The organism is Streptomyces sp. DvalAA-14, from assembly GCF_900091855.1.
In the GTDB taxonomy this organism is placed as follows: Bacteria; Actinomycetota; Actinomycetes; order Streptomycetales; family Streptomycetaceae; genus Actinacidiphila.
Window position 1 is genome coordinate 1 of sequence record NZ_FMCH01000261.1, and the last position, 2,509, is coordinate 2,509.

Below are 2,509 nucleotides of genomic sequence, written 5' to 3' on the forward strand. Positions count from 1 at the left end.
CGACCGGGACCCGAACGATCGGCCACGGTCGGCTACGGCGGATGACCCACAGCGACCGGCCGGGAGGCCCAAAGCCCGTCACCCGCACGGGTAAACGTGATGATCGGCAAAGACCGTAAGACGAGCGGCGGGTGATGCGGCGGCAGACGGGTGATCTCCCCTAGAGTTCGTGCGTGGGCTCGATGCGCAATCCCGTGGGACCTTTGCCTTCCTCCATCTACTGGCGGCGGCGGGTCATCGCGCTGTGCCTGCTCGCGCTGGCGGTCGCGATCATCTTCTGGGGGCTCAACTCCGGTGGCGGCGGCGACGGGAAGGGCTCCGGGGAGCCGACCGCCTCGCACACCCCGGTGGCGACCATCACCGCCGGGCCCGCCCCCTCGGGCCCTCACATCAGCGGCCGGCCCGGCGGCCGGGACACCTCGCCCGGCGGCGACGGGTCCTCCGACGGAGCTTCCGGCGGCGGGAGTTCGGGCAGCTCGGCGGGCAGCACCGCCGGTACGGGCGGCAGCGGAACGACCGCGGGCAGCGGAACGAGCAGCGGCTCCGGCGCCGACTCGACCGCGGGCGCGGCGGGTTCCTCCTCGGGCGGCGCGGCGGCGGGCGCGGGCGGCACGGCCGGCTCGTCCGGCGGCGGCTCAGGGGCCCCGGTACGGCTGCCCGCCGACTCGACGCTGCCGGACTGCTCCCCGAGTTCGGTCCAACTGTCCCTGGCCGGCGTACAGAACGCGTACTCGCCCGGCGACACCCCGACCTTCCAACTGCGGGCCACCAACTCCGGCGACGTCACCTGCAAGGTGGACTTCGCCCCGGCCAAGGCGGTGTTCACCATCACCAAGGCCGCCGACAACAGCCATGTCTGGGCCTCCAACGACTGCCCCGGCACCGGCTCCTACCTGCTCCAGGTCGGTGCGCACAGCTCCACCGTCTACACGCTGCGCTGGAACGAGAAGACCAGCTCCCCCAACTGCGCCCAGCCCAAGGGCCGGCAGGCCGCCCCGGGCACCTACCTGGTCCAGGCGGCGCTGCCCGGCTACGGCGCCAAGCAGGTGTCCTTCGTCCTGTCGGCCGACTGACCCCCCGACCGGACCGGTCGGGTGCCGGCCCCGGCCCGACCGGGTCATTCCGCTAGACGAACCTGCTTCAAACGTAGCGCTCCAGGATCGAGGACTCCGCCAGCCGGGAGAGCCCCTCACGGACCGAGCGGGCCCGTGCCTCGCCCACGCCGTCCACCGCCTGCAGATCGTCGACGCTCGCGGCCAGCAGCTTCTGCAGCCCGCCGAAGTGGTCCACCAGCCGCTCGATCACCGTGTTGGGCAGCCGCGGCACCTTGGCCAGCAGCCGGTAACCGCGCGGCGAGACCGCGGAGTCCAGCGATTCCGGCGACCCGGTGTAGCCCAGCGCCCGTGCCACCGTGGTGAGTTCGATCAGCTCGTTCTGCGGCAGGGTGTCCAACTCGGCCAGCGCCTCGGCGACCGTGCGGGTGCGCTTGGCGGTCGGCTCCGGCACGTAATCCCTGGCCACCAGGTCGCGTTCGGGCTCGACGCCCGCGATCAGCTCGTCCAGCTGAAGCGACAGCAGCCGGCCGTCGGTGCCCAACTCGATCACGTACTCGGCGATCTCGGTGGCGATCCGGCGCACCATCTCCAGCCGCTGCGCGACCGCGGTGACGTCCCGTACCGTCACCAGGTCCTCGATCTCCAGCGCGGACAAGGTGCCCGCCACCTCGTCGAGCCGCAGCTTGTACCGCTCCAAGGTGGCCAGCGCCTGATTGGCCCGGGACAAGATGGCCGCCGAGTCCTCCAGCACGCGGCGCTGACCGTCCACGTAGAGCGCGATCAGCCGCATCGACTGGCTGACCGACACGACCGGGAAGTTGACCTGCCGGCTGACCCGGTCGGCGGTGCGGTGCCGGGTGCCGGTCTCCTCGGTGGGGATCGTCGGGTCGGGCACCAGCTGCACGCCGGCCCGCAGGATCTTGGTGATGTCCTTGTCGATGATCAGCGCGCCGTCCAGCTTGCACAGCTCGCGCAGCCGGGTCGCGGTGAACTCGACGTCGAGGACGAAGCCGCCGGTGCACAGCGACTCCACCGTCTTGTCCATGCCCAGCACGATGAGTCCGCCCGTGTTGCCGCGGACGATCCGTTCCAGGCCGTCGCGCAGGCCGGTACCGGGCGCGACGGCGCTCAGCGAGGCGCGCATCAGCCCGCCGTCGGCGCCGAGGGCGCCGCCGGACCTGCCGGCAGAGTCCCCCGCTGCCCTGCGGGCCGGGGTGGTGCCCCCGGCCCGGTCATTGGCTGCCACTCTGCAATCCTCCGGTAGCTACGGATGCCCACTGCCTGCTCGGCGAGAGGCGAGACCAGGGCAAAGTTTACGTCGTCCTCGCTGTGGGGCGCGGAGAAGAGGACTCCTCCGGCGGGGGCGAGGGTTGCCGGCGGGGGCGCCGGGGGGCCTTCGGGTGGGTGGGCGCGGGGCGCGGCCGCCGCCGTTCTCCCTGCGGGAAGGCGCGCGA

General features: G+C 72.6%; 2 protein-coding genes. One reads left to right on the top strand and one right to left on the bottom strand.

Translation table 11 applies throughout. The annotated features are described in order from the left end of the window. Positions 1 to 194 precede the first annotated feature (194 nt). Positions 195 to 1,073: a hypothetical protein gene (locus GA0115240_RS13500; protein WP_346267941.1), complete on the top strand. Its 879-nt coding sequence runs from the start codon at positions 195 to 197 to the stop codon at positions 1,071 to 1,073. Positions 1,074 to 1,140: 67 nt separating this feature from the next. Here the strand turns inward: GA0115240_RS13500 and disA are convergent, their stop codons facing one another. Continuing rightward, positions 1,141 to 2,301, bottom strand: coding sequence for a DNA integrity scanning diadenylate cyclase DisA (gene disA / locus GA0115240_RS13505; RefSeq protein WP_370673332.1), 1,161 nt, complete (start codon positions 2,299 to 2,301; stop codon positions 1,141 to 1,143). Between the last annotated feature and the right edge of the window lie 208 nt (positions 2,302 to 2,509).